This is a genomic window from Nitrososphaera sp. (genome assembly GCF_050748925.1).
Taxonomy (GTDB): domain Archaea; phylum Thermoproteota; class Nitrososphaeria; order Nitrososphaerales; family Nitrososphaeraceae; genus Nitrososphaera.
Map to the genome: position 1 here is coordinate 1 of NZ_JBOGQF010000218.1, position 1,763 is coordinate 1,763.

Consider the following 1,763-nt stretch of genomic DNA (forward strand, 5'->3'; position numbering starts at 1 on the left):
GGCGTACGAAGTCCTGTCAGACGAGCAGGCGCGCTTAAAGTACGAGGCAAGCCCTGCCGGCACGGCCGGCTCGCAGTGGACGCCTTCTGCCGACTTTACCCGCTTTTACAGCTATGAAGAGATAAAGCGCCAGTACCGGCCTGCTCCGGACATCCGCGGGGGCATGTGGGACATCAGCGACCAGGCCAGCAGGGGGATGTGGAAGGCGACCCTGCTTCTGTTTGCAGGGCTTGGGGCCATAGTCATATACATACTCGTGTCGGGCTAGTGCCTGTTTCTTTTCCGTTTGTGCTCTTCCTGTCTGGCCTTCTTCCTGTCATAGGTCGCGTACTTGAACGCAAAAAAGGCGCCGATGACAAACCCCGGTATTGAGTAGAGCAGGAACGTCCTCCCGCCTACAAATGCCAAAAGGATGGCAAGGGCGCCGGAGGCAAAGCACGCTATCATCATCATCAGAAACATCGGTTTTGAAGCTGCCAATTCAACTGTTTTGCAAGGTGGCGGTGTATAAGTCGTTTTCTATCTTAAGAATTATCCCCGTACTTCTATTTTCGGCCTGTTTGGAGCGCCCGCACCTTCCGGCGGCTCGTCAGGGCTTCCGCCACCACCGCGATATATTTTTGGCGTAGTTGCTGCCGGTGTGGGCGTGCCTTCAGTGTCTTTTAGCCGCGTAGCAAGTTTCCTCTCGTATTTCTCGCGCATCTGGCGTGCCATTTGGATTCTCCTGGCTTGTGGAGTTGGCGCTGTTTGGTAAATGTCTTCTGCATCCTTGAAAAACTGGATTGGTGACCAAGTCATGTTCTTTTCTATCTTGGTATGCGCAGGGTAGCATACTCCGCAGTACATCTGGCCGCAGTTTGGACAGGCCACTACTACCTCCTCTTGTGCGCCGCAGAACGTGCAGGAGAACATGTCTGTCTGTTAATATCGTGCCGCGTTAATTTACTTTGCAGTAGTGGCTTTAGCCGTGTCACTTTCTTTTGCGCCTCGCGTATATCTTCCACAAGGCTACGCCTACCGCAACTGCTGCAATAACCGCCACAGTGGTAAAGACGGTGGGCCAATCCCTGTTCCAACAAAAAATTTGGCCGGTTTTCACACACAACTCAGGGGTATGCTTTAGCAGCTCTTCAAACAGCATGTTATCAATATCTATGATATACGCGCAATCATGTTACTAGAGCCTTGCCGTAGCACTCTCCGCCCGCTGCTCTGAAATACAGAAAATACTGTCGCTCTGCATTGGCCGGTAAGTCATGCAAAAGCGCTGCAAGGATGTGCAGTCCAAGCCCCTCTATCTCAAAAGGATTAAAAAGGGACATGCGCTAATCGCCGCAGGAATGCGAATAATTGCCATCGGGAGCCGCGTCTTTGTCACCAGCTTCCAGCTTGCAGGTGTCAAGGGCGTCAAGGTCGAGTCTTCTGCCGAGGCGCTTACCGAGATAAACAGGATGGGCGACACAAGCGATGTTGGCCTCGTTCTCCTGAGCGACGACATTGGCAAGGACATCCGCACCCAGCTTACGAACCTGAGGGCAAAGAGGCCGATCCCGCTCATATTTGAGCTCCCGTCTCCGGGAAGCAAGAAAGAGAAGGTCGATTACCGCGCCCTCTTGAAACAGATCCTTGGCGTCTGAGCAATAGTGGAAATTTTCTTGCAATAAATGCGTAAACCGTGAGGTTAATGCATAATAACTGGACAGACTCGTAACTATAATAACCCGACCGTGCTTAGGGATAACTACATGCAAGCACTCTTACAA

At 52.1% G+C, this 1,763-nt stretch carries 4 protein-coding genes; 2 read left to right on the forward strand and 2 right to left on the reverse strand.

Going from position 1 to position 1,763, the window contains the following annotated elements; translation table 11 throughout:
• Positions 1–268, forward strand: a 268-nt coding sequence (locus ACREAY_RS11670; protein WP_431755939.1) for a hypothetical protein, incomplete at its 5' end; no start/stop codon positions are given.
• On the opposite strand, the gene ACREAY_RS11675 is transcribed toward ACREAY_RS11670, so the two are convergent.
• Both ACREAY_RS11675 and ACREAY_RS11680 read right to left on the reverse strand, forming a co-directional pair.
• On the reverse strand, positions 265–480 hold the full coding sequence (locus tag ACREAY_RS11675) for a hypothetical protein (RefSeq protein WP_431755940.1): 216 nt from the start codon (positions 478–480) through the stop codon (positions 265–267). The genes ACREAY_RS11670 and ACREAY_RS11675 overlap by 4 nt on opposite strands.
• Positions 481–531: 51 nt before the next feature.
• Entirely contained in the window at positions 532–714 is a 183-nt protein-coding gene (locus ACREAY_RS11680; protein WP_431755941.1) for a hypothetical protein, read from the reverse strand.
• A gap of 626 nt (positions 715–1,340) precedes the next feature.
• On the opposite strand from ACREAY_RS11680, the gene ACREAY_RS11685 reads away from it, so the two are divergent.
• Positions 1,341–1,637, forward strand: a complete 297-nt coding sequence (locus ACREAY_RS11685) for a V-type ATP synthase subunit F (RefSeq protein WP_431755942.1) — start codon at positions 1,341–1,343, stop codon at positions 1,635–1,637.
• Positions 1,638–1,763: the final 126 nt, after the last annotated feature.

Excerpts from the sequence above, each read along its gene's own strand:
- ACREAY_RS11680 (WP_431755941.1), bottom strand. The coding sequence starts at position 714 with ATGGCACGCCAGATGCGCGAGAAATACGAGAGGAAACTTGCTACGCGG.
- ACREAY_RS11685 (WP_431755942.1), top strand. The coding sequence starts at position 1,341 with ATGCGAATAATTGCCATCGGGAGCCGCGTCTTTGTCACCAGCTTCCAG.